Source organism: Streptomyces sp. NPDC046915 (genome assembly GCF_040644935.1).
Classification (GTDB): domain Bacteria; phylum Actinomycetota; class Actinomycetes; order Streptomycetales; family Streptomycetaceae; genus Streptomyces.
Window position 1 is genome coordinate 241628 of record NZ_JBEYXB010000005.1, and the last position, 23837, is coordinate 265464.

A 23837-nucleotide genomic window follows, 5' to 3' on the forward strand; every position below is an offset into this window, starting at 1 on the left:
GTCACTTGATCACTGCGGTGCGGGGAGGCACGTATGGGGTGGGTGCGGGCGGGCGACTACGAGGTCGCCCTGGAAGCCGGAAAGGTGGTGTGCCGCAACGCGTCCGGGCGGCGGCTGAAGTCCGTCCCCGCCAAACTCGCCGACGAACCGGCGGTCGTGGGACTGCGGCAGCTCGTCGAGTGGCTCGAGCGGCACGAGCGGCAGTGCCTGGCCGACGTCGAGAAGTGGATGGTCCGTTCGCTTCCGGTGCCCCTCGCCGTCATCGCCCGGGTGTGGCCCGATCCCGCCTGGCAGGCCGCCCTGCGCGACCTCGTGGTCACCGGCGCCGACGGCACGGTCGCGGGATTCCTGCGGGACGCCGACGCGGGGCGCGGCCTCGGCCTGGTCGACCTCGACGGCGACACCGTGCGCATGGCCCCCGGACTCGTCCGCATCCCGCACCCGGTGCTCCTCGACGACCTGGAGGAGCTGCGCGAGTTCGCGGTCGAACTCGGCGTGGAGCAGCGGGCCCAGCAGCTCTTCCGCGAGGTGTTCCCCCGCCCGGCCGCCGTCGACGCCGACGGTACGCAGGTCGAGGAGTACGCGGGCGGATCCTTCAAGGAGCTGCGCTTCCTGCACGGCCGGGCCACCCAGCTGGGCTACCGCGTCCGCGGGGGCAACGCGGTGTGCTCCGTGCTGGAGGACGGCCGCGGGATCGAGGCCCGGGTGTGGATCGGCGACTACGACGGCTACGAGGAGACCGAGACCGGACCGCTGATGTGGACCGACACCGGCGGCCGGGCGCTGAAGCTCGGTCAGGTCGGGCCGGTCGCCTGGTCGGAGGGCATGCGCATGGCGGCCGCGCTGTACGCCGGACGCGACATCGAGGACGAGGAGCAGGCGGCATGACGACCTACGACGAGACCACCGTCGCCGCGCTGCTGGACTCCGGCGCCGTCCTGCCCCCGGGCAGCACCGTCCGCGAGGACGCCGACACCCTGACCGTCCGTACCTACACCCACCCCGCCCTGGACGACCGTCAGGTGGTCCGGCTCGTGCCCGGCACCCTCGGCGAGGCCGAGGACCTGGCGCTGGAGTTCCTCGGCCTGACCCGGGAGCCGGAGACGCCCGAGGTCGGGCAGGTGCGCCGGGAGACCCTGGGCTTCCCCGCCTGGGCACTGGTCAACGACCCGGCGAACGGGCACCACGCGCTGGCCCTGGTCAAGGACGTGGAGCGGCTCGCCCGCCAGGCCAAGTCCCGCCCGGGCAACGCCAAGGACGGCTTCGAGGCGCTCGGCGTACGGCTCGGCCGGGCCGTGCCGCACTTCCTGCCGACCTTCTACGAGCAGGCCGCCCGGGTCTTCCTCCAGCACGAGAACACCACGTACGCCGCCGCTTTCTTCGGCAAGGCCCGCGAGGCCGAGCGGGTGCACGCGCTGGCCGTCGACGAGGAGCGGCAGCGGGCGGTGTTCCTGGAGTTCGCCTTCGCCGGGGCACTGACGGTCAAGGCGCTGAAGGAGCATGTGAAGGACCTCGCGCGCCGGCTCGACCCGGCCGCGGCGTGGGCGCAGTTCCGGCAGCTGTCGGTGGAGCGCTGCGCCGCCGGGATGCCGCCGTACGCCTCGCTGCCGCAGGACGCGCGCGGTCTGATCAAGGCGGCCGGGCTGCCCCGCGTCGCCGAGGAGTGCGACCTCCTCGCGGACCTGCTCGCCTCGCCCGCCGCCGTCCGCGCGCCCGCCTCCTTCTGGACCGCCTACCGGGCCACCCTGCCGGTCCTCGCCGAACAGCGGCCGGCGATCCGGGCCCGGCTCCTGGAGATCATGCCGGCCGGGCTGGGGCGGGACGTCGAGGACGACGAGTTCTGGCTGACGCTGCTGGCGGAGAGCGGCGCGGACCGGCTGCTGACCGGAGAAAACGCCGACGCGGCCGACGCGGCCGACGCGGGGCCCGGCGTCGACGCCGCCGACTGGCTCGGCCGCTGGGCGCTGCACCGCAAGCACGGCAGCGCCTACACCCGCCGCTCCCCGGCCACCCTCGCGCTCGTCGAGCGGATGGCGCCCAGGCTGCGCGCCGCCGGACGGCCCGTCGACCTGTTCACCGGGCGCTGGCACGCCGGGGCCGACCTCGACCTGCTGGACCTGTGCGCGGCGGAGGACGTCCCGCTCGCCGTGCCCGGCGCCGGGGTGGACGTGTACCTGGCCCTGGAGCGCTGGCTGCCCGACACCACCGCGCCCGGCAGGCGCGATCTGACCGCCACCGCGGCGGACCCGCGCCTGCGGCGTCTGCTGCACCGGGCCATCGGCACGCTGGGCAACGGGCAGCGGGCGACGTCCGAGGTGATGACCGCCCTGGCCGCCCATCCCGTGCTGGGTGACGTGCTGCGCGAGTGGCTGGACGAGGCGGCCGGGGAGTTCACGCGCGCGGTGGGTCTGCCCGGCGCCCGTGCGGCCCTCGACCGGCTGCGGCCCTTCCGTGCCGTCGCCCGGGAGGTCAGCCCCGACGCCGTCGCCCGGATCGCGCGCCACGCGGTCGCGCCGCTGCTCGGCCGGACGCTGCGCGCGGGCATCCTCGACGAACTCGGCTGGCCCGCCCTGGAGGAGGGGCTGCGGCTGCTCGACGGCAAGCCCAGGAAGGGCGAGGACGACACGCTGTCCGTCACCGAGGCCTGGCCCGCGCTGATCCTCGCCCGCCGGCGCAAGGCGGTCGTCGTCGGCCCCGAGGAGATCCTGCTCGAGCACGAACTGCGCCTGCCCGACGACCTCGACCGCTGGCAGCGCCCCCGGTTCCGCTACACCGACGGCGAACTGCTGGTGATGTGGCGGCAGGGCAGCAAGCAGTCCGGCTACTGGTCCGCCCGGCCGGCCGAGGTGTTCCCGCTCACGGGCGAGCAGATCACCGGCTACTGGTCCAGCCACGACACCGACACGCCCTCGATCCCGCTGCCCGACGGCGGCCGGGCCACCGGCGGGCGCACCCTGCACGCCGGCGACACCGTCCTGCCGCCCAGCCGTGCCGTCATCGGCGACGGCACCACGTACTGGCGGCAGGGCAGGCAGGGCCGGCAGACGGTGTGGCTCGAGTACGACCCGGCCACCGGCACGCACGGCCGGGCCTCACTTCCCGTCTTCCTCCAGTCGGGCATCCGTGAGGACGCGTCCCTGGTGCCGGCCCACTGCGAGGTGCTGCCGCTGCGACCGGGCCTGGAGAACAGCCCGTTCGGCACCGACGGCACGGTCCTGGGCCGCTGGGTGCGTACCGAGGGGCAGGGGCCCGAGGCGGTGACGACCGCGGGCACCCCGGACGGCCGGACCGTCACCCTGGCCGCCGAGCGGGGGCACGGGCGCCGTGTTCCGCTGGGCGGGCTGAGGCTGCCCGGTGGAGCCGAGCCCGTGGTCGCGCAGGTCTTCCCGAAGCTCGCCCTGTTCGCGGGCGACGACACCTCGGACACCGGCATGCTCGGCCGGGTGTCACCGCTCGAACAGGGCGGCGAGTTCGCCGCGGGCACCCGGCTCGTGCCGCCGATCGCCTTCTGGCACGCCCTGCGCCCCCGGGACGAGCGGTCGTCGGCCGTGCTGCGCGCGCTGACCGACGAGCAGGTCGACGAGGTGCAGCGGGTCACGGCCGCGGCGCTGGCCGAGCGGCGGGAGCGGGAGGCGGAGGCCCGGAAGCGCATCACCCATGGCCCGGGCGGCGACGGCGGGCTCGGCGTGCCGACCGCCGAAGAGGTCGCCCGCGAGGCCGTGTCCCGCGCCCTGCCCGGCCTCGCCGACGAGCGGATGCTCATCGGCGTCGCCGCCCTCGTCCGTACGGCGCTGCGGATCGCCGAGTCGGCCGCCGCCTTCGCGGCACCGCCCGTGGAGCGGCCGCTGCCGGACCGCCGGCGGACCGAGGGCATGTTCGCCGACTACGGTCCCGAACTCGGCGACGACCAAGCGCTGCACGTCGCCACCGCCGGCCTCGCCCGCCTGGGCTCGTGGTGGGGCGGGCAGCGGTGGAGCGTGCTGCGTCAGGTCCGGTCGGTGAACCACGTGCTGTCCGGCGGCCCCGCCGACGGCAAGCAACTGCCCGACCGCGAGCGGCTCGCCGTGCTCGGCGACGGCTGGCGCAGCGACGAGCACACGATCCCCGGCATCGGCATGGTGTGGACGCCTCTGCTGTCCGTGCTGCGCCCGCTCGCCCTCCGCGCCGCCTCGGCCGCCCTGCCCGGCACCGAGCGGGAGGCGCTGCTCCTGCTGTTCGAGGCGATGACCGAGGGCCCGCTCGTCACCGCCTGCGGGGACACGCTCCGCGAGATCGTGCTGAGCGAACCGCACGACAAGGAGCAGCGGGCAGGCCAGGTGCTGCGCCGCGAGGGCCGCACCGTGGTCGTCCTCGGCTGCCAGAGCATCGACGCCCAGCGCGACCGGGTCAACTGGCTGGCCCTCGACCACGACCCGACCGGCGCGTTCGGCGCCGTCGCCCACTTCACGCTGGACAGGGAGACCCGGCACACGCCGGAGATCTCCACCGACCGGCTGGCCACCCTCACCCGGCTGATCCGGGACAAGGGCGCGGTGCCCTGGCAGGCCGAGGCACCCGCCGCGCTGGCCGCCGCGACGCGCCAGGGTCTGGGCCCCGTGCAGGCCACCGTGCTGCTCGCCGGCCTGCCCGACCGTCCCGACGCCGAGGTGCTCACCACCATCGGGCTGAAGCCGCGTCAGGTGGACTTCGGCAAAGGCATGCTGGCCTCGCTCGGCGCGGACGACCGTGCCGCGCTCGTCGCCGCCCTGCTGCCCGAGGACCCGGCCGGCCTGTGGGCTTCGGGGCCGGACACCGAGGCCGCGGGCCGGCTGTGGGCCGAACGCCACGGCACGCTCGTACGCCTGACCGAGGAGCTCGCCGCCGAGCTCCCCGTGACCCCCGGTGCCGCCGAGGCGGTGCTCAACCCCGGGCACACGCCCTGGCTGAGCCGCACCACCGTCCAGCGCCCCGACCAGGACGGCGAACTGGCCTGGGCCGACCCGACGGCGATCCCGAGCCGGTACGACCTGACCGGCGCCGTCGCCGCCCTGTCCACGCTCGCCTACCACCTGCCGTACGGGCATCCGCTGCGCGCCGCCCTGCCGGACGGCCTGGCCGCGCTGCGCCGCCGGCTCACCGACCCGGAGCTGCTGCTCGATCTGGACGTCTCCTGGGCGGAGAAGGGCGGACCGACCGCCGTCGGACTCCGCGAGGCGTACGGGCTGCCCGCCACCGGCGGCGCGGACGCGTACGGGCGCACCCCGGTCGCCGAGGCACTCGTGCTGTGCCCCTGGTACGGCGACAGCGAGAACGTCCGGGTCCGCCCGGCCGCGCTCACCGGCCCGGACGACGACGTCCTGCTGCTCCTCGAAGGCCTGGTCGGCCCCGCGCGGGGCGACGGCCTGCGGGCCCTGCGGACGATCCTCGGCGACGAGCTCGACCGGGCCCTCGCGGCCGGTGTCGAGGCGGACGGACCGACCGGCCACGCCCAGGACCCCACCCTCAGCGTGCCCGCGCTGGTCGCCGAGGTCGCGCGGACCCAGGGGCTGAGCGAGGACGCGGCGGCGCTCTACCTGCAACTGCTGGCCCTGCCCGACCCCACGGACCGCAACCGCGCCCGCTGGACCGGCTGGAAGCCCGCCCGTCTGAAGAAGGCCCGCGCCGAGCTGGCCGCGACCGACCTGGTCGTGGAGGCCAAGCGGCCGCGCGCCGGGCGCACCCTGTTCCTGCCGTGCGGCTGGCACGACCTCAAGTCCCCGGCGCTGCCGGTGGAGACCTGGAAGGAAGGGCTCTACCCGGTCTCCCGCAACGGCCATGCCGTACCTCCGCTGCCGGTGCCCGAGCTGTTCGCCCGCGCCTGGGACCGGGTACGCGCGGGAGACGCTCCGGCGTACGAGGAGCTGACCACGCGGGCGACGCGCGGGGGGCGCCGCCGATGAGCGCCCACGACGGGCAGCCGATGAGCAGCCCCGGCTCGAACACCACGACTCCCCTGACCACCACCCGTACCACTGCCCCTGAGGACCAGCGCCGATGACCACCACCCTCGTCCCCGACGCCACCCGGCAGATCGTCCCGCCCGAGGACCGGTACGCCACCGAGCTGGCCTTCCTCGCCGCGTACGACGACGGGCCGCGTCCCCCCGCGTGGCGGCTCACCCCGCGCGCCGTCGTCACGTTCGTCATGGGCAGCGACGGCCGGGCGTTGCGGCTGCCCGACGACGCGGAAGCGCCCGAGGGCGTGCCGCGCCGGCTGGTGGTGGAGGGCAAGTTCGTCGGCGACCGCGCGCTGGTCGAGCGGTGCGTGGTCACGCTCGCCGGTGAGCGCGGCCTGCTGCTCGTCGGTGAGCCCGGCACCGCCAAGTCCATGCTGTCGGAGCTGCTGTCCGCCGCCGTGTGCGGCACCAGCGGCCTGGTCGTGCAGGGCACCGCGGGCACGACGGAGGACCAGCTCAAGTACGGCTGGAACTACGCCCTGTTGCTCGCCAAGGGGCCCAGCCGGGAGGCGCTCGTGCCCTCGCCCGTGCTCGCCGCGATGCGCCGGGGGGCCATCGGACGGGTCGAGGAGGTCACTCGCTGCCTGCCCGAAGTACAGGACGCGCTGGTGTCGTTGCTCTCCGAGCGGCGCATCGCGGTCCCCGAGCTGACGGGCACCGAGGACGCCCTCGCGCACGCCGCGCCGGGCTTCAACCTCATCGCCACCGCCAACCTGCGGGACAAGGGCGTCTCCGAGATGTCCGCCGCGCTCAAGCGGCGCTTCAACTTCGAGACGGTCGGCCCGATCCCCGACCTCGACGCCGAGACCGCGCTGGTGCGAAGGCAGGCGCGGGCCGCCGTCGAACGGGCCGGGGTGCCCTTCCAGGTGGACGACGCCGTCCTGGAGGCCCTGGTCACCGCCTTCCGTGACCTGCGCGAGGGCCGGTCGGCGGAGGGCTGGGAGGTGGAGCGGCCCTCCACGGTGATGAGCACCGCCGAAGCGGTGTCCGTCGCGGGTGCGCTGGGGCTGGCAGCCGCCTACTTCCCGGGGGACCGCGACGTGCTCGGGCTGCTGCCCGGACATCTGCTCGGCGTGGTCCGCAAGGACGACCCGGCCGACGCGGCCCGGCTGCGCGGTTACTGGGACGGACCCGTGCGGCGCCGCGCCGAGCAGGGCTCCGCCACCTGGCGCACCCTGTGGGACCTGCGCACGGTCCTGGAGGGCTGACGGCCGTGCCCGCCTCTCCCTCCCCTTCCCCCTCCCCCGACGAGGCCCTCGCGGCTCTCACCGACCCGGCGGCGCCCTACCTCATCGGCGTACGGCACCACGCGCCCTCCCTGGCCGCGGTCGTGCCGGCGCTGCTGGACGCCGCGAAGCCGGACGTGCTGCTCGTCGAACTCCCCGCCGAACTCCAGGAGTGGCTGCCCTGGCTCGGCCACGAGGAGACCCGGGCCCCGGTCGCCCTCGCCGCCGCGCCCGGCGGCGGCGGAGACGGCCCGGCCTTCTACCCCTTCGCCGACTTCTCCCCGGAACTGGCCGCCGTCCGCTGGGCGGCCCGCCACGAGATCCCGGTCCTCGCCTGCGATCTGCCGCTGGCCGACCGGGCGTGGGGCGAGGACCGGCGGGACCGGGGAGCGGCGGCCGGCGGGCCGGGTCTCGCCGTGGCCCTGCGGTCGCGGCTGACCGGCCGCCCCGGCGACGACCTGTGGGACCGTCTCGTCGAGGCCACCGCGCCGGGCTCGCCGCCCGAGGCGGTGCGCCGGGCCGCGCTGCTCACGGGGTGGGCGCTGCGCGAGGACGCGGCGGCCTCGGGCGGGGTTCCCGAGGTGGACCTGCGGCGCGAGCGATGGATGCGCGCCCGCCTGGCCGAGGCCACGGCGCACGGCGAGCGGGCGGCCGTGGTCGTCGGTGCCTTCCACGCACCTGCGTTGGTGTCCTCGCCCGAGGGGACCGGGCCGCACTCGGCGGCCCCGGTCGAGAGCGGTGCCGGCCCCGAATGGACGACCTCGCTCATCCCCTACACCTACGCCCTGCTGGACGAACGCTCCGGCTACCCCGCGGGCATCCGCGATCCGGAGTGGCAGCACCTGGTCCTCGAGGCGGCGGGGGATCCGGCCGCGCTGGAGGAGGCGCTGACCCGGGCGGCCGTTCGGGTGTGCGCCCAGCTGCGTGCCCTCGGTCATCCGTCGGGGCCCGCGGACGCGCGGGAGATCACCCGGCTCGCCGGAGACCTCGCGCGGTTGCGCGGTCTGCCCGCGGCGGGCCGGGGCGAGCTGGTCGAGGCGGTGCAGACGGTGCTGGCGCAGGGCGAGCCGTACGGCAGGGGCCGGGCCGTCGCCCAGGCGATGGAGCGGGTGCTCGTCGGCACGCGCGGTGGGCGCCCCGCACCCGGCGCGCCGCGCAGCGGCCTCGCCCCCGCCGTGGAGGCGGAGCTGTCGGCGCTGGGCCTGCCGGGGCCGGAGGCCGGTCCGTCCGGTGCGGCCCGGGATCTGCGCCTCGACCCGCTGCGCTCCGATCCGGACCGCCGGCGCGAACTCCTGCTGCGCCGCCTGACGGTGTGCGGCGTGCCGTACGCGGAGGCGAAGGATGTCGTCGGCGCGGGCGGCGCCGAGGCGCTGACCTCCCGCTGGGAGGTGCGCTGGACGCCCGCCACCGCGGCCATGCTGGCCACGGCCGGGGTGCGCGGGGTCACCCCGGCCCAGGCCGCCGAAGGACTGCTCCGCGAGCGGCGGCACGCCGAGCGGGCCGAGGGCGGGCCCACCGCCGCGCAGGCCCTGCGCGGTCTGGAGCAGGCGGCGGAGTGCGGGCTGCCCGGTCTCGCGGACGAGCGGCTCGCGGACACCGCCGAGGTGCTGCCGCAGACCGGCACCCTGCCCGAACTCCTCGCCGGACTGGCACTGTCGGACCGGCTGCGGGCCGGGCACGTCGCCGGGCTCGGCCCCGACGAGGAGCGCACGGCACGGGCGGTGGCCGTGGCCGAGCTGCTCACCGCCGCCGCGGTGCGCCAGGTGGACGGGCTCACCGGGTCGGAGGATCCGGCCGACGCCCACGCCCTGCTGGCCCTCGCCCACCGCGCCGACCAGTTGGGCGGAATCCGGCTCACCGACGCCCTCGCCCGCCTGGCCGCGGACGGCTCCCCGCTGATGCGCGGCGCCGCCGGGGCCGTACGCGTGCTGCTCGGGCACGAGGACGCACGGGTGCTCGGCCGGCGCGTGGCCTCCTGGGTGGACACCGCCTGCGATCCCGAGTCCCGGTCCGCGCTGGCCGCCCGGCTCACCGGACTGCTGACCGCCGCCGGGCAGCTGCTGGAGGCCGCGCCTCCCGCTCTGGAGCCCCTGCTCACCCGTGTGTCGGAGCTCGGCGACCAGGACTTCCTCGACCGGCTGCCCGCGCTGCGGGGCGGGTTCGACACGCTCAGCCCGGCCGCCCGCGACCGCCTGCTGGCCGCGGTGGAAGAGCGGCTGGACACCGGTCACTTGGCGGACACCGGCGACATCGACCCCGCGGCCCTCGCCACCTGGACGCGCGCGGACCTGGCGGCCCGCGAGCTGCTGCGGACGATGGAGCTGCTGCCGCCGCCCACGAGCCGGCGGGAGGAGGCCGGGCCCGTCACCGCCGGGTCCGTCACCGGAGCGGCCGCCTCCCCTGACACGTACGGGGAGCCGGACCGGCTCGCCCCCGCCGACCGCTGGCGTCTGCTGCTGGGCCGCCGCAAGGACCAACTGCCCCGGAAGGCCGCCGCCCTGGCCACCGCGCTGGACGAGCTGTACGGCAGGGGACGCGGCGAGGGCAGCCGGGGCGACCTCACCGGCGGGGGGCGGGGCGGGCGGGAGGCACCGTATCCCGGGGTGCGGGAGTGGTCGGAGGAACTGGCGGCGCTGTTCGGGCCCGGCATCCGGGAAGAGGTGCTGGCGGCGGCCGCCGCGGCGGGCCGGCGGGACGTGTTCGCCGAGCTCGACCCCGAGGCCGTACGGCCCTCGGTCGACCTGTTGCGCAGTGTGCTGCGGCATGCGGGCGGGCTGCCCGAGGCCCGGCTGGCCGCGCTGCGGCCGCTCGTGCGGCGTCTGGTCGACGCCCTGACCCGGCAACTGGCCACGCGGTTGCGGCCCGCCCTGCACGGCACGGCGCTGCCCCGCCCCAGCCGGCGCCCGGGCGGCGGTCTCGACCTGCCCCGTACGCTGCGGGCCAACCTGGCGACCGCGCGGCGCGGACCGGACGGCACGGTCCAGGTCGTCCCCGAGCGGCCCGTCTTCCGCACGCGTGCCCGGCGGGCCGCCGACTGGCGGCTGATCCTGGTCACCGACGTGTCCGGGTCCATGGAGGCGTCCACGGTCTGGGCCGCCCTCACGGCCTCGGTGCTGGCCGGGGTGCCCACCCTGTCCACGCACTTCCTGGCGTTCTCCACCGAGGTCATCGACCTCACCGGCCAGGTCGAGGACCCGCTGTCGCTGCTGCTGGAGGTGAGCGTGGGCGGCGGGACGCACATCGCGGCGGGGCTGCGGCACGCCCGCGAACTGGTGACCGTGCCGTCCCGCACCCTCGTCGTGGTCGTCAGCGACTTCGAGGAGGGCTACCCGCTCGGCGGGCTGCTCGCCGAGGTCCGCGCCCTGGTCGGGGCCGGCTGCCACGTCCTGGGCTGCGCGAGCCTCGACGACACCGGCCGGCCCAGGTACTCCACCGGCGTCGCGGGACAGCTCGTCGCCGCGGGAATGCCCGTCGCCGCCCTCAGCCCGCTCGAACTCGCCCGCTGGGTAGGGGAGAAGATCGCATGAACCCGGACCTCCCACCGGTCGCCCCGGGCGTGACCGCCGAGCTCGTCGGGGCGCTGTCGCCCCGGCTGCGCAAGCGGCTCGACGCGGGCGTCACCAAGCTCGCCGCCCGGCCCACCGTCGTCGACGGCGACACCGTGCGCATCGCCGTCGACGACGACACCCACCTCGAACTCCACGCCCCCGGCGGCTCGGTGACGAGCGCGGACGCGATCCGCTGCGGATGCCTGCTGGCCCCCGCCTGTCTGCACCGCGCCGCGGCGGCGTCGGCGGCACCGATCGCCGACGCCGCCGCCGAGGCAGAGACCACCGACGTACCAGAGACTCCCGCCGAATCAGAGACCCCCGCCGAACCGGAAACCCCCGCCGAACCGGAAACCCGCGCGGAACCGGAAACCGCCACCACCGGCCAACGCGCCGCCGCACGCGCCGTGCACGACGCGTCCGCGGCCGTGCTGGACGCGGGCACGGACGGCGCGGGCGCGGTGCTCCAGGCGGAACTGCTGCGCGCCGCGCACACCGCACGGCTGGCGGGCCTGCCCCGGGCCGCCGCCTCGGCGGTCTCCACGGTCACGGCGGTGCGCGCGGCCCGCTCGGCCGATCCGGCGTACCGCCTCGCCGACCTCGTCGCCGCGCTGCGCGAGGCCCTGTCCGTCACGCACCGCCTGCCGTCCGCCACCGGCCCGGACCTGGCGGCCCTGCGGGGCACCGTGCGGCAGCCGTACACCCCGGACGGTTCGCTGCGTCTGTACGGCCTCTTCTCCGAACCCGTCCTCACCACGACCGGCTACGCGGGCGCCGTCACCTGGACCGCCGACGCCGACGGCCGTCTGTGCACGGTCTCGGACGTCGCCCCGGGCGGTTCGGGGCGGGCCGTGGGCGCGGCGGACCGTGCCGTGCGCATCGGCGACACGGCCCTGACCCACCGCGAGTTGTCACGGGCGGGCCTCGCGGTGTCCGGGGCCACCGTCTCGCCGACGGGGCGGCTGGGCGCGGGTGCCGCGGTACGGGCGGTTCGCGCGTCGGGCGCCGGCTGGAGCGACGAGCCCCTGGACCGGCTCTGGGCCGTGCCCGTCGCCGACCAGGTCGGGCGGGCCCTGAACGACGACCACGACCTGCTCTTCCTGGACGTCACCCTCAAGGGCAAGGTCCGCGAGGCCGCGGGCGACTGCCTGCTGGCCGACTGCGACGGCCGCGCACTCCGGCTGGCCGCCGCCCACGACCACCCCGCGCTCCCCCACCGCGACAACCTCCGCCTGCTGGCCACGGCCCGCGGCAGCCGGCTTCGGATCGTCGCCCGTCTCACACCGGCCCCGCAGCCCCGCGCCCTGCTGCTCGCCGCCGAACACCCCACGCGTCCGGGCACGCACGTGGACCTCGGCCTCGACCGCCTCCAGCAGGCCGACCTGCCCACCGAGGCGCCCCCGCCCGCCGAACCGGCCGTCCCCGCCCCGGACGAAGCCCCGCTCCACCTGCTGCGCCGCCGCGTCCAGCAGGCGGCCTCCGGTGGGCGCCGGGTGCTGGCCTTCCCCGGGGAGGGCGACGGCGACGGCCGACGCCTGAGCCACCACGGCCTGCCGACGGCGGGCGACCTGCTCGACGAGCTCCGGTCCGCCGCCGCGGACCGCACCCGCGACCCCTTCGGCCGCCTGCTCCCGGCCGACACGGCCCGCTTCGCCCGCGCCTGGCTGGCCGCCGCCCTCTACACCGAGGAGGTGGACCGGGCGCTGTGCGCGGCGGCGTGGGGTGCGTGAGACAGCACCGCGCGCCCGCCCCTCAGCGCAAGGCGCCCTTGGTGGCGTCAGCGATGAATCCGCGGGCGAAGAAGGTGAAGACCATCACCAGCGGGATGACCGACAGCAGCACCCCGGACATCACCATGCTGTAGTCGGTGGAGTGTCCGGCGTACAGCTGGGCCAGCGCCACCTGGAGGGTGAGGCGGTCGGGGTTGACCAGCATCACCAACGGCAGGATGTAGTCGTTCCAGGCGGCGATGAAGGTGTAGATGCCGAGGAACGCCAGGGCCGGCCGCACACACGGCAGCACCACGTGCCAGTAGAGGCGGAAGAAGCCGGCGCCCTCGATGCGGGCGGCGTCCAGGAGTTCGTCCGGGACTGAGCTGCTGGTGTACTGGCGCATCCAGAAGATGCCGAAGGCGTTGGCGGCGGCCGGCACGATGAGGGCCTTGAGCGTGCCCAGCCAGCCCAGCTGGGCCATGATCTCGTACTGCGGGATGATCGCCAGCTGGGTCGGCAGGATGTACATCGACAGCAGGACGCCGAACAGGAACTTCTTGGCGGGGAATTCGTACTTGGCGAAGGCGAAGGCCGCGAGGGAGTCGAAGAACAGCACCAGCGCCGTCGTGCAGACCGCGACGATCACCGTGTTGAACAGCGATCCGAAGAAGTTCATCCGGTCGAACAGGTGATGGAGGTTGGTCAGCAGGTTGTCGCCGAACCACAGCTTCGGCGGGTAACGGTAGATGTCCTGCGAGGTGTTCGTGGCCATGACGACGATCCAGTAGAACGGAAACACCGAGATGAGGACGCCGGTCATCAGGACGGCATGGAGGCTCAGCCCTCGCAGGCGCTTCCGGTTCAAGCTGTTCAGGCCTTTCACGACCGTCGCTCCTTACGCTGCACCAGGCGCCAGTTGATGACGACGATGAGCAGGATCAGCAGGAAGAAGGCCCAGACGATCGCGGCCCCGTAGCCGAAGTCGTTGTTGTCGAAGGCCTGGTGGTAGAAGTACAGCAGCGTGGTCAGACCGGCCTGGCCGGGCCCGCCGGAGTTGGGGTTGGTCGCCGCCTCGCTGCCGAACAGCACCTGTGGCTCGGTGAAGCTCTGCAAGCCGGTGACCGTGGAGATCACCACGGTGAACAGGATGATGGGGCGCAGCAGCGGGATCGTGATGGAGAAGAAGACCCTCGCCGGGCCGGCCCCGTCCATCGTGGCGGCCTCGTAGACCTCCGAGGGGATCGCCTGTAGGCCGGCGAGGTAGATGATGGCGTTGTAGCCCGTCCACTGCCAGGTCATCAGCGCCGCGATCACCAGCTTGATCGTCCACTCGTTGCTCATCCAGGGCACGGCCGACAGGTGCAGGGCCCTGAGGATGGCGTTGATGAGGCCGAAGTTGTTGCTGAAGATCGCGCCGAAGAAGATCGCGATGGCCACCAGCGAGGTGATGCTGGGGATGAACAGGGCGACCCGGTAGAAGGCGGTGAACCGTTTGGTGGAGTTCACCAGCACCGCCAGCACCAGCGCGAGGAAGAGCATCGGCACCGTGGACAGCACCCAGATGACGAGGGTGTTGCGGATGGACAGCCAGAACACCGGGTCATCCCAGAGGAAGCGGAACTGCTGGAACCCGACGAAGTGCATCTCCCCGATGCCGTCCCATTTCTGGAACGCCAGATATACGGTGTAGATCACCGGGAAGAGCATGAAGACCGAGAAGATCAGGTAGTACGGCGAGATGGCCAGGTACTGCGGCCAGTACCTGGCGACCCGCCGCCGCGGCCGGGGCCGGGCCCCGGCCGACACCGGGCGGATCCGGCGGCGGTGCCGCCCCGGACCGCCGGCGCGGCGGTCGGAAGCCGATCGGCCGGTGACTCCGACGGCTCCGGCCACTCCGCTGACTCCGGTGGCTCCGGTGTCGGATCCGGAGGTCGGTCCGGTGGGGGCCGGGCCGGCTACCGGGCTTGACGACATCTCACTTCACTCCCTGCCGCTGGGCGATCTGCTTGGCCTGGCTGACCGCGTCCTTCCATGCCTTGTCCGGGTCCTTGCCCTTGGCCTCGATGCTGGTCAGCTCGCTGAAGTAGGGCGCGGACACCGCCGCGTCGGCCGGGGCCTCGTAGGCGGTGGGGATCTTCTGGGCCGCCGGGCCGAAGATCTCGATGGTCTTCTGGCCGCCGAAGTAGGGGTCGCCGCCGGTCAGCGCCGGCAGCTTGTACGCGGCCGGGGCGGTCGGGAAGAGGGCCGCGTCGGTGAAGCCCCGGGCCTCGTTCTCAGGGCTGAGGATCCAGCTGATGATCTTGAAGGCTTCCTCGGGGTTGCCGCTGGTCGCGGGGATGGCCAGGAAGGACCCGCCGAGGTTGGACGGTCCGCCGGGCAGGCTCGCCACCCGCCACTTGCCCTTGCCGCCCGGCGCGGCGTTGCTGATGTCCAGGGCGTGCCAGGCGGCGCCGAGCTCGGTGCCCAGGGTGCCGCCGCTGATGGCCGCGTTCCAGGTGTTGTCGTTGATCTTGGCGTCGATGCCGAGGGTGTAGGGCTTGACGGCGGTGGTCCAGGCGGTGCGGATGTGGTCCTGGTCGCCGATGAACTTGTTGTTCTCGTCGATGAACCGCTGGGTGCCCTGACCGATGATCATCGAGAACACCGAGCCGATGTTGTTGATCAGGTAGGTCTTGGGCACGGCCTTGTGCAGTTCGACGCCGGCCTTGAAGTAGTCCTCCCAGGTGGACAGTTCGGAGGAGACCTTGGCCGGGTCGGTGGGCAGTCCCGCCTTCGCGAAGAGGTCCTCGCGGTAGAACGTGGCGCACGGGCCGATGTCGATCGGGAAGCCGATGAGCTTGCCGTCCTGCGTGGTGGCCTGCTTCAGCTTCCATGACAGGTACTGCGGGGCCAGCTTGTCCGCGCCGAGGGTGTTCAGGTCGATGAAGCGGTCGGCGTTGGGCAGGAAGGAGGCGATGTCCTCGCCCTTGACGCCGGTGATGTCCGGGGCGGACTGGGCCGCCCGCAGGCCGGTGAGCAGCTTGGTCTTGAAGTCACCGCCGACCACGGCCGTCTTGAGGGTGATGTCGGAGAAGTGCTTCTTGGCGTCCGCGACGACCTCGTCGCTCAGGCCTCCGGACCAGTACCAGAGGGTCAGGTTCTTGCTGTGCTTGCCGCCGCTGGATCCGGAGGCGCCGCCGCACGCCGCGGTGGCGCCGGCCGCGGCGGCCGTGAGCGCGGCGGCCTGAAGGAATCGTCTGCGGGAAAGGTCCACGATCTTCTCCTAGATTGCGGCGGGTTCGGGGTGTCCGGCATGTCCGACAGGACCTGTGAGTGGTGGGCCGCGGAGGGGCGCGGCGTGGGCCGGGTGGCCGAAGAGCATCGGCGTGGTGGGAACTCTTCGGCCACCCGGGGTGTGTGACCTGGTCCTCCCAGAGGGTGCCGACGCGTCCGGGATGGCGTAATGCACCGTTCGTCCGCTTCGGCCGACCGGAGCGGGGTCCGGACCTGGGCTCCGAATTACGCAAGAGAGTGCACCCGGTGCGCGGGTTTGACAAGGGTCAAGCAGGTATCAAGACATTCGTGCGCGACTTTGCTTGAGTTTGGCGAGTTCGCGAGTATGGTCTGCCGCATGCTCGCTGACCGAAGACATCAGCTGATCCTGCGCGTCCTGCGCGCGGACGGGCCCACCACGGTGGTCACCCTGGCCGAGAAGATCGGGGCCAGTCAGGCCACGATCCGGCGGGACCTGGCGCAACTGGAGGACGAGGGACTGCTCAAGCGGGTCTACGGCGGTGCCGCCCCCGTCGTGGGTGAGGACGACCCGTTCGCCGACGTGGCCGGCATCCGCGCCGAGGCGAAGGACGCCCTGGCCGCCTGGTGCGCAAACCTCGTCATGGACGGGGAGACCGTGCTGCTCGACATCGGCACCACGGCCCACCGTGTGGCCCGCCATCTGCACGGCCGGTCCCTGACGGTGATGACCAGCAACCTGGCCGTCTACGAGGAGCTCCAGGACGACAAGGACGTCCAGTTGATCCTGCTGGGCGGAGTGGTCCGGCGCGAGTACCGCTCGCTGGTCGGCTTCCTCACCGAGGACAACCTGCGGCAGGTCCACGCCGACCGGTTGTTCCTCGGCACCAGCGGGATCCGCCCCGACGGACAGGTACTGGACACCACCGCCGTCGAGGTCCCCGTCAAGCGCGCGATGATCGCCGCCAGCGCCCAGGTGGTCCTGCTGGCGGACGCGGGCAAGTTCCCCGGCACCGGCATGGCCCGGGTGTGCGGCCCGGAGGAGCTCCACATCGTGGTGACCAACGCCCCGGGGGACGAGAAGACCTGCAATCGGCTGCGCGAGGCGGGAGTTGAGGTGGTCGAAGTATGAGACTCACGATCCTGGGCGGCGGGGGCTTCCGGGTCCCGCTGGTCTACCGGGCGCTGCTGGGCGACCGGGGCGAAGGACGCGTCACCGACGTGACCCTGTACGACCTGGACGCCTCACGGCTGAGGACCATCAGCCGGGTCCTCGCCGACCAGGCGGCCGGGCACCCCGACCCGCCCGCCGTCACCGTCACCACCGACCTGGACGAGGCGGTCACCGGGGCCGACTTCGTGTTCTCCGCCATCCGGGTGGGCGGGCTCGCCGGCCGGGCGGCGGACGAGCGGATCGCCCTGGAGGAAGGCGTGCTGGGCCAGGAGACCGTCGGCGCGGGCGGCATCTCCTACGGGCTGCGCACCATCCCGGTGGCGCTCGGGATCGCCCGTCGCATCGCCGCCCTGGCACCCGACGCCTGGGTCATCAACTTCACCAACCCCGCGGGCATGGTCACCGAGGCGATGACCGCCCGCCTGGGCGACCGTGTGCTCGGGATCTGCGACTCTCCGGTGGGCCTCGGCCGGCGCGTGGCCGGCGCGCTCGGCGTCGACCCGGCCCGCACCCGCCTGGACTACGTGGGCCTGAACCACCTCGGCTGGCTGTGCGGCCTGTACGCCGACGGCCGGGATCTGCTGCCGTCCCTGTTCGCGGACGAGGCCGCGCTGACCTCGTTCGAGGAGGGCAAGCTCTTCGGCGCCGACCTGCTGCGCACGCTGGGCGCGCTGCCCAACGAGTACCTGCATTACTACTACTTCCACCGGGAGTCGGTCGGCTCCGCGCGAGCCGCCGACCAGACGCGCGGAGCCTTCCTCCACTCGCAGCAGCAGCGCTTCTACGACTCCCTGGGCACCGTCGCCGTCGACCCACCCGCTCCCCGCGCCGCCTGGAACGCGTGGGACGCCACCCGCCTGGAGCGCGAGACCACCTACATGGCCGAGAACCGCGACGCCGTCGGCATGGGCGAGCGGGACTCCTGCGACCTGGAATCCGGCGGATACGAACAGGTCGCCCTCGCACTCATGCGGGCCATCGCCCTGGACGAGCGCACCACTCTCGTGCTCAACGTCCGCAACCGCGGCCGGATCCCCGCCCTGGACGACGACGCGGTGATCGAGGTCCCCTGCCACGTGGACGCCAACGGCGCCCGGCCCATCGCCGGAGCCCCGCTGCCCGACCACGGCCAGGGCCTGGTGTACGCGGTCAAGGCCGCCGAGCGGGCGGTGATCCACGCCGCCACCACCGCGGACCGCGCCCACGCGCTCAGGGCGCTGACGATCCACCCGCTGATCGACTCGTACGCCGTCGCGAAACGCCTGCTGGACGCCTACCGGCGTCACTTCCCCGAACTCGCCTACCTCAGCGGCTAGCCACAACACACCACTGGAGACGCATACGCTCTGAGTGGGCTCCGGGAAAAGAGACCGGAACCCCAGGAACGGGAACAGAGGGAGCTTCCATGGTGACAGCGGGCCGGTTTCCGCTCGGCTCCGCGACCACGCTCACGGAGTTGGAGGACGACCCCCACCCGCGGCTGGCCCTGCTGCGCGCCCACGAACCGGTTTCGTGGCTCCCCGTGCTCGGCGGCTGGCTGGTGACCCGGCGGGATCTCGCACTGCGCGTGATGCGCGACGCGACGACCTTCACGGTGGACGACCCCCGCTTCTCCACGGCCCAGGTGGTCGGTCAGAGCATGCTCTCCGTGGAGGGCGCCGAGCACAAGCGGCACCGCAGCCCCTTCACCGACCCGTTCCGCGCGCAGGACGTACACGACCGGTTCACCGGATTCGTGGAACAGGAAGCCGCCCGGCTCGTGGAAGGCATCCGGCCGCGTGGCAGCGCCGAACTGCGCCGGGAGGTGGCCGGGCCGCTGGCCGTCGCCGTCGTCGCCGAAGCCCTGGGCCTGGTCGGCGCGGACGCCGAGGCGGTGCTGTCCTGGTACGACGCCATCGTGAGCGCGGTCTCCGACATCACCGCCGGGCTGCCGGCGAACCCCGCCGGGGCGGCGGCGTACGACCGGCTGCGCGGCAGCGTCGAGGCGACGGTCGCAGCCGGAGGCGACGCGTCGCTGCTGGTCACGGCGGCCGAGAGCAAGCGCCTGAAACTGCCGGAGGTGGTCGCCAACGCCGCCGTGCTGATGTTCGGCGGCATCGAGACCACCGAGGGCATGATCGCCAACGTCGTACTGCACTTGCTGGCACACCCGGGTCAACTCGCCCTCGTGCGCGCCGATCCGGACCTGCTCGACGCGGCGATCGAGGAATCGCTCCGCCTGGAACCCGCAGCGGCGGTCGTGGACCGCTACGCAACGGCCGATGTGACGATCGGCGGGGCCGACGTGCGGCGCGGTGATCTGGTGGTCGTCTCGCTCGCCGGCGCGAACCGCGACCCCGAGACCTTCCAGGACCCCGACGGTTTCGACCTGCGACGGGACAACTCCCGCCTCCAGCTGGCCTTCGCGCACGGCCCGCACTTCTGTCTGGGCGCCCACCTTGCCCGCCTGGAAACCCGCGCCTGCCTCCGCGCGCTCCTCGACCGTCTCCCCGGCCTGCGGCTCGACCCGTCCTCGCCCGGCGCGCCCCGAGGCCTGGTCTTCCGCAAACCCCCGGCGCTGCGCGTCCGCTGGGACGCGCCGGCGCAGCGCTGACACGACGAACCCCTGCCCTCCCCTCCCCCATGGCATGACCCCCACCCCGCCGTGTGGGACGACACCGAACGGTGATTGGCTGTCCCGCGTTCTGTCAGGCAGTCCATCCACCCGTCCACGGGAAGGCCCCAGCCATGAGCAACCCCTACGCACTCGAATACAAGGTCGTCACCTTCCGCGAGTCACTGATCGGAGACGCACTGGACAGCGACAAGCTGGAGAAGGTTCTGAACAAGCACGCCGAGGACGGCTGGGCCCTCAAGGCGATCACGTCCGCCGACGTCAAGGGCCGTATCGGACCCGGTGCGGTCGAGGGCCTGCTGCTCACCCTGGAGCGTCCGCGCCGCTGACGACCGCCGTTCCCGCACGGCGCGGTGAGCGAGAGCGTCGTCAGACACCCGGCAGCGCGCCACGGTCGTGCGGGAACGCGGGAGTGGGGGGTGATCGGACACACCACGGCGTCGAACTCGGCGAAGACCCGCCCCCAGCCGTAGCGGTGGAGCTCGTGGCGCGCGGCGGAGCATCAAGTCGTACGCCACACCGAGCACCACCGCGCCCGCGGCCTTGAGCCGCGACACCTGCACCGCGGGCGCGCGCCCGGTCGGCACCCCGCGCGCGGCGGCCCGCGCACGGGCGAATTCCACCGTCGGTCGCGCCATTCGCGGAACGAGGCAAGGACGTCCTGACCGACGACGCGTCAGGCAAGGCTTGCGCAACCGCTCCGAGGGCCCCTGTTTCAGCTATGTGTGCCGTGTCACGCACCTAAAAAGCTGCCCGAGTTGCCTGCATCACAGCGGAAATGTCCATTTATCGTCCATGCTCGCTGCGGATACCGACTCCCGAAGTGGAGCCTAACGGCAACCTCTTGGGCACGAACTCTCAAAGTGACCCAGGCCACAGCATTCGCGACATTACCGCCCGTTCCCCCCTTCCCCCTCGGAAAGGTGCCCCATCATGTCCGCTTACCTCTGTCCTCCTGCCGTGATACACGGCGAGCACGCCGTTCGGACCAGCCAGATCGTGGCGGAGGTGCGCGACCGGCATCCGCACGCGGCGTGGGCGCCGCGGATCGACGGCATCGCGGCCGGCACGGGCATCGAGACCCGCGGGTGGATGCTGCCGCTGGAGACCGCCGTCGCGCCCGGCAACGGCGGCGGCCTGCGGGATGTCGGCATCGGGCCGGCCCAAGAGGCGCTGGCACGCGACGGGTTCGCCCAGCAGGACGTGGACCGCGTGATCGCCGCACTTGAGGCGATACCCGCGCCCCAGACCGTCCAGGAGCGCACCGCGCCGGCCTGGGAGGCCGTGCAGTCCTACGGGGAGCGGGCGGCGCGCGGGGCGCTCCAGATCGCCGCGCTGGACACCGCGGACGTCGACTGCCTGATCACCAGTCACTCCACCACCCCGGCCCTGCCGGGTCTGGACATCGCCCTGGCCAACAAGCTTGGGCTCCGCAACGACGTGATGCTGCTGCCGGCCACGCAGTGGGCCTGTATAGCGGGGACCCGCTCCCTGGCGCTGGCGGCGGATCTCGTGGCCGCGGACCCCGACCGGGTGGTCCTGGTCGTGATCGCGGAGGCGCTGAGCACGACCTACCAGCCCGCGGACGACACGCTCGAGTCCCTGATCGTCCGGTTGCTGTTCGCCGACACCGCGGTCGCCATGGTGGTCACCGGCCGCCGGCGCCGCGAGTCGGTGCTGCGTCTGGACGCCGCCTGGCACCACACCCTGCCCGGCACCCAGGACCTGCACCGCCTGGACACGCGGGCGGACGGCACCCACTTCGTGATGGACCGGCGCGGGCCGCGCGCCGTGCAGGAGACGGTCACCGCGATGTGGGAGTGGCTGCGCCTCCGTTACCAGGACCACCCCGACTCCTGGCACCCCGACGTGCTGCTCGCGCACCCCGGCGGTACCCGGGTGCTGGAGTACATGGAGCAGACGATGCCCGACGCGTGGCCGTCGGGGCTGCTGGACCACAGCCGGGACAGCTACACCAGCGGCAACCGCGGAGGCGCCGCCGTGTTCGACATCATGCGGCGGGCGCACGACGCCGGGCAGAAGCCGGGCAGTCGCGCCGTCCTGTACGCCGCGGCACCGGGTCTCACCGCCACCGCCCTGGAAGGGGAATGGCTGTAGCGCGAGCCCGCGCCCCCCGTACCGGCGAAGGGGCCGTCCGCGTCACCTCGCGACTTCCGCCCAGACCACCTTGCCGGTGTCCGTCCACCGCACCCCCCACCGGGTGGTGAGCCTGTGCACGATGTGCAGGCCACGACCGCCGTCGTCGAGGAGGCCGCCCCGGCCCAGACGTGGGTTGCCGTTGCCGGTGTCGCCCACCTCGCACAGCAGACCGTGACCTGACCTGATCAGCCGTACCGTGATCGGACCCGTGGCGAAGCGCACCGCGTTCGTGACCAGCTCGCTGACCAGCAGCGGCACGGTGTCCCGGGTGTCGTCCCTGCTGCCCCATTGCCGCAGCAGCGCGGAGACCTGCGCGCGGGCACGGGCGGGCGCGTCGTAGCGGGCGGGCAGCCGCCAGGTCGCGGTGTCCCACTTGCGGTAGCCGATCATGCGCGCGAGCAGCAGGGTCACGTCGTCGCGCTGGTGAGCGGGCGCGAGCACGGAGACGACGCGCCGTGCGGCCTGCGGCAGCGCGTCCCAGGGATGCACGGTGGACACCGCGTCCGCCAGCCTGCTGATGCCCTCGTCGATCGACACGGCCGGATCCTCCACCAGGCCGTCGGTGTAGAGGGCGAGCAGGGAACCCGGGGGAGCGCCGAACGTGTGCACTTCGAACGGCTCCCGCAGCGCGAACTCGGCGCCCAGGCCGGGGTGAGGACGGACCGCGAGCGGGCCCGCGCGCCCGTCCGGGGGCACCAGGACCGGAGGGAGGTGGCCGGCGCTGGACAGCGCCACATCGTGGCTGACCGGGTCGTAGAGGGCGATGCAGCAGGTCGACCCGAGGGCGCTGTAGCCGGCCGCCAGCCCGGCCTCCGGTTCGTCCAGCAGCGTCACGGTCTCGTCCAGGTGCTCCAGCACCTCGTCGGGCGCCAGACCCGCGGACAGCAGCGCACGGGCCTCCATGCTCAGCTGGCCCATCGTTGCAGCGGCACCCAGGCCGTGCCCGACGACGTCGCCGACTACCAGCGCGGTACGGCCGTCCGGCAGCGGAAAGCTGTTCACCCAGTCGCCGCCGACGCCCGCGCTGTCCGGGGTGGCGGGCTGGTAGACGCTGGCGATCTCGATGGTGTCGCCGCCGGCCCGGGGCAGCAGCCTGCGCTGCAATGCCAGCACCTGCGTGTGCTCGCGCTGGTGCTGACGGGCCAGGTCGACGTGATGGGCGGTCCTGGCCACCAGTTCCTGGAGGTCGAACAGCTCGCTGTCGCGGAAGGGGCAGTCCGCCCGCCGCCAGACCTCCGCCACGCCCAGCACCACGGGCGGCGCGCTGTCCAGGACCAGCGGTATGCACGCGACACCCGCCGACCGGTCACCGGGCACGAGGGCACGCATCACGCGCGGACTGCCGAGCACCCGCTCGACCGACTCCCGGTCGGGTATGACGATGGCCTGCGGGGCGTCGTCCCGTCGTACCGCCTGCGCCAGCAGGCGACTCGCGTCGCTGGGAAGATCGTCGCCCGGAGTCACATAGCCCTCGGGCCACGCGCGGTCCGGCACGAGGGCCGCCCGCCGTAGCCGGATGCGCCCCTGCGCCTGCCCGGTGACTCCCTCGCCCGTCCACACGGCGAAGTCGAGGTCGACGGCGGCCACGTCTCCCCACGCCAGCAGGGACTCCGCCAGCGACTGCGCGGTCTCGCCGATGTCCAGCGAGGTGCCGATCGCGGTCTCGGCGGCGTACAGGTGCAGCCTCGTGGCCATGGCGATCACCGAGACGGTCAGGCCTTCCTGAGGCGCCGCGGCGGGCAGGATGCTCAGCGAGACCACCAGCTCCGAACCGTCGCCGCGCCGCAGGCGCTGGATCCGGGCGACGTGCGCCTCGCCGGTCTCCAGGACCTGCCGCAACCGCCGTGTGACCGTCGGTACGTCCCCGGGGGGCAGGAGATCGACGAAGGGGCTCCCGGTCACGGCCCCCAGACCCGCGAACACGGGGGCGTCCAGATTGCAGCGGGTGACCTTCAGGTCCTTGTCCAGGTTGACCGCGCCCAGAATCTGATCCTGGCGGCCGGCTGCCGGGTTGTCGGGTACACGTTGGCGGGTGGTGCGGTCTCCCTGCGCGCCGGCACCAGCGGCCGCTGCCGCTCCACCGCGTGGGATGTAGCGCCCCAAGGCGCCGCTGACCAGGTCGAACGCCGAAGAGGACGAGGGAGAGGGTGTGGAGTCCATGCGGCTCCCTCAGCAACCCCCGGCACAGCGCCGGGGCC

The 23837-nt window shown here is 73.7% G+C and carries 14 protein-coding genes; 10 read left to right on the plus strand and 4 right to left on the minus strand.

Going from position 1 to position 23837, the window contains the following annotated elements:
* The first annotated feature begins 33 nt into the window (after positions 1 to 33).
* The 5 genes from ABZ915_RS15140 to ABZ915_RS15160 all read left to right on the plus strand — a co-directional run bounded on the left by ABZ915_RS15140 (position 34) and on the right by ABZ915_RS15160 (position 12478).
* On the plus strand, positions 34 to 888 hold the full coding sequence (locus tag ABZ915_RS15140) for a DUF4132 domain-containing protein (protein WP_361801657.1): 855 nt from the start codon (positions 34 to 36) through the stop codon (positions 886 to 888).
* Positions 885 to 5918 carry a hypothetical protein gene (locus ABZ915_RS15145; protein WP_361801660.1) on the plus strand — a complete coding sequence of 1678 codons (5034 nt, stop codon included), beginning with the start codon at positions 885 to 887 and terminating at the stop codon, positions 5916 to 5918. Before ABZ915_RS15140 ends, ABZ915_RS15145 begins: the two co-directional genes overlap by 4 nt.
* 94 nt (positions 5919 to 6012) lie before the next feature.
* The gene (locus ABZ915_RS15150) at positions 6013 to 7182 is read left to right on the plus strand and encodes an AAA family ATPase (protein WP_361801663.1); all 1170 of its coding nucleotides are present in this window, start codon (positions 6013 to 6015) and stop codon (positions 7180 to 7182) included.
* Positions 7183 to 7187: 5 nt separating this feature from the next.
* Positions 7188 to 10727, plus strand: coding sequence for a DUF5682 family protein (locus ABZ915_RS15155; protein ID WP_361801666.1), 3540 nt, complete (start codon positions 7188 to 7190; stop codon positions 10725 to 10727).
* On the plus strand, positions 10724 to 12478 hold the full coding sequence (locus tag ABZ915_RS15160; protein WP_361801669.1) for a hypothetical protein: 1755 nt from the start codon (positions 10724 to 10726) through the stop codon (positions 12476 to 12478). The genes ABZ915_RS15155 and ABZ915_RS15160 overlap by 4 nt, the downstream gene beginning before the upstream one ends.
* A 22-nt stretch (positions 12479 to 12500) precedes the next feature.
* Here ABZ915_RS15160 and ABZ915_RS15165 read toward each other — a convergent pair whose 3' ends face one another.
* Genes ABZ915_RS15165 through ABZ915_RS15175 form a run of 3 tightly spaced genes read right to left on the minus strand, consistent with a single transcriptional unit; the run spans position 12501 to position 15713 of the window.
* The gene (locus ABZ915_RS15165) at positions 12501 to 13280 is read right to left on the minus strand and encodes a carbohydrate ABC transporter permease (RefSeq protein WP_361802461.1); all 780 of its coding nucleotides are present in this window, start codon (positions 13278 to 13280) and stop codon (positions 12501 to 12503) included.
* A gap of 59 nt (positions 13281 to 13339) precedes the next feature.
* Positions 13340 to 14434, minus strand: coding sequence for a sugar ABC transporter permease (locus ABZ915_RS15170; RefSeq protein WP_361801672.1), 1095 nt, complete (start codon positions 14432 to 14434; stop codon positions 13340 to 13342).
* Between the two features lies 1 nt (position 14435).
* The gene (locus ABZ915_RS15175) at positions 14436 to 15713 is read right to left on the minus strand and encodes an extracellular solute-binding protein (protein WP_361801675.1); all 1278 of its coding nucleotides are present in this window, start codon (positions 15711 to 15713) and stop codon (positions 14436 to 14438) included.
* 357 nt (positions 15714 to 16070) lie between these two features.
* On the opposite strand from ABZ915_RS15175, the gene ABZ915_RS15180 reads away from it, so the two are divergent.
* The 5 genes from ABZ915_RS15180 to ABZ915_RS15200 all read left to right on the plus strand — a co-directional run bounded on the left by ABZ915_RS15180 (position 16071) and on the right by ABZ915_RS15200 (position 21597).
* The gene (locus tag ABZ915_RS15180) at positions 16071 to 16823 is read left to right on the plus strand and encodes a DeoR/GlpR family DNA-binding transcription regulator (protein ID WP_361801678.1); all 753 of its coding nucleotides are present in this window, start codon (positions 16071 to 16073) and stop codon (positions 16821 to 16823) included.
* Complete coding sequence (locus ABZ915_RS15185; RefSeq protein ID WP_361801681.1) at positions 16820 to 18181, plus strand: 6-phospho-beta-glucosidase; 1362 nt, start codon at positions 16820 to 16822, stop codon at positions 18179 to 18181. Before ABZ915_RS15180 ends, ABZ915_RS15185 begins: the two co-directional genes overlap by 4 nt.
* Positions 18182 to 18270: 89 nt before the next feature.
* Positions 18271 to 19458: a cytochrome P450 gene (locus tag ABZ915_RS15190; RefSeq protein ID WP_361801684.1), complete on the plus strand. Its 1188-nt coding sequence runs from the start codon at positions 18271 to 18273 to the stop codon at positions 19456 to 19458.
* Positions 19459 to 19592: 134 nt separating this feature from the next.
* Positions 19593 to 19808: a DUF4177 domain-containing protein gene (locus ABZ915_RS15195; RefSeq protein WP_053666946.1), complete on the plus strand. Its 216-nt coding sequence runs from the start codon at positions 19593 to 19595 to the stop codon at positions 19806 to 19808.
* 604 nt (positions 19809 to 20412) lie between these two features.
* Positions 20413 to 21597 (plus strand): type III polyketide synthase, encoded by a 1185-nt coding sequence (locus ABZ915_RS15200; RefSeq protein ID WP_361801688.1) that lies wholly within the window; start codon positions 20413 to 20415, stop codon positions 21595 to 21597.
* 42 nt (positions 21598 to 21639) lie between these two features.
* On the opposite strand, the gene ABZ915_RS15205 is transcribed toward ABZ915_RS15200, so the two are convergent.
* Positions 21640 to 23799, minus strand: coding sequence for a SpoIIE family protein phosphatase (locus ABZ915_RS15205; protein ID WP_361801691.1), 2160 nt, complete (start codon positions 23797 to 23799; stop codon positions 21640 to 21642).
* Positions 23800 to 23837 lie beyond the last annotated feature (38 nt).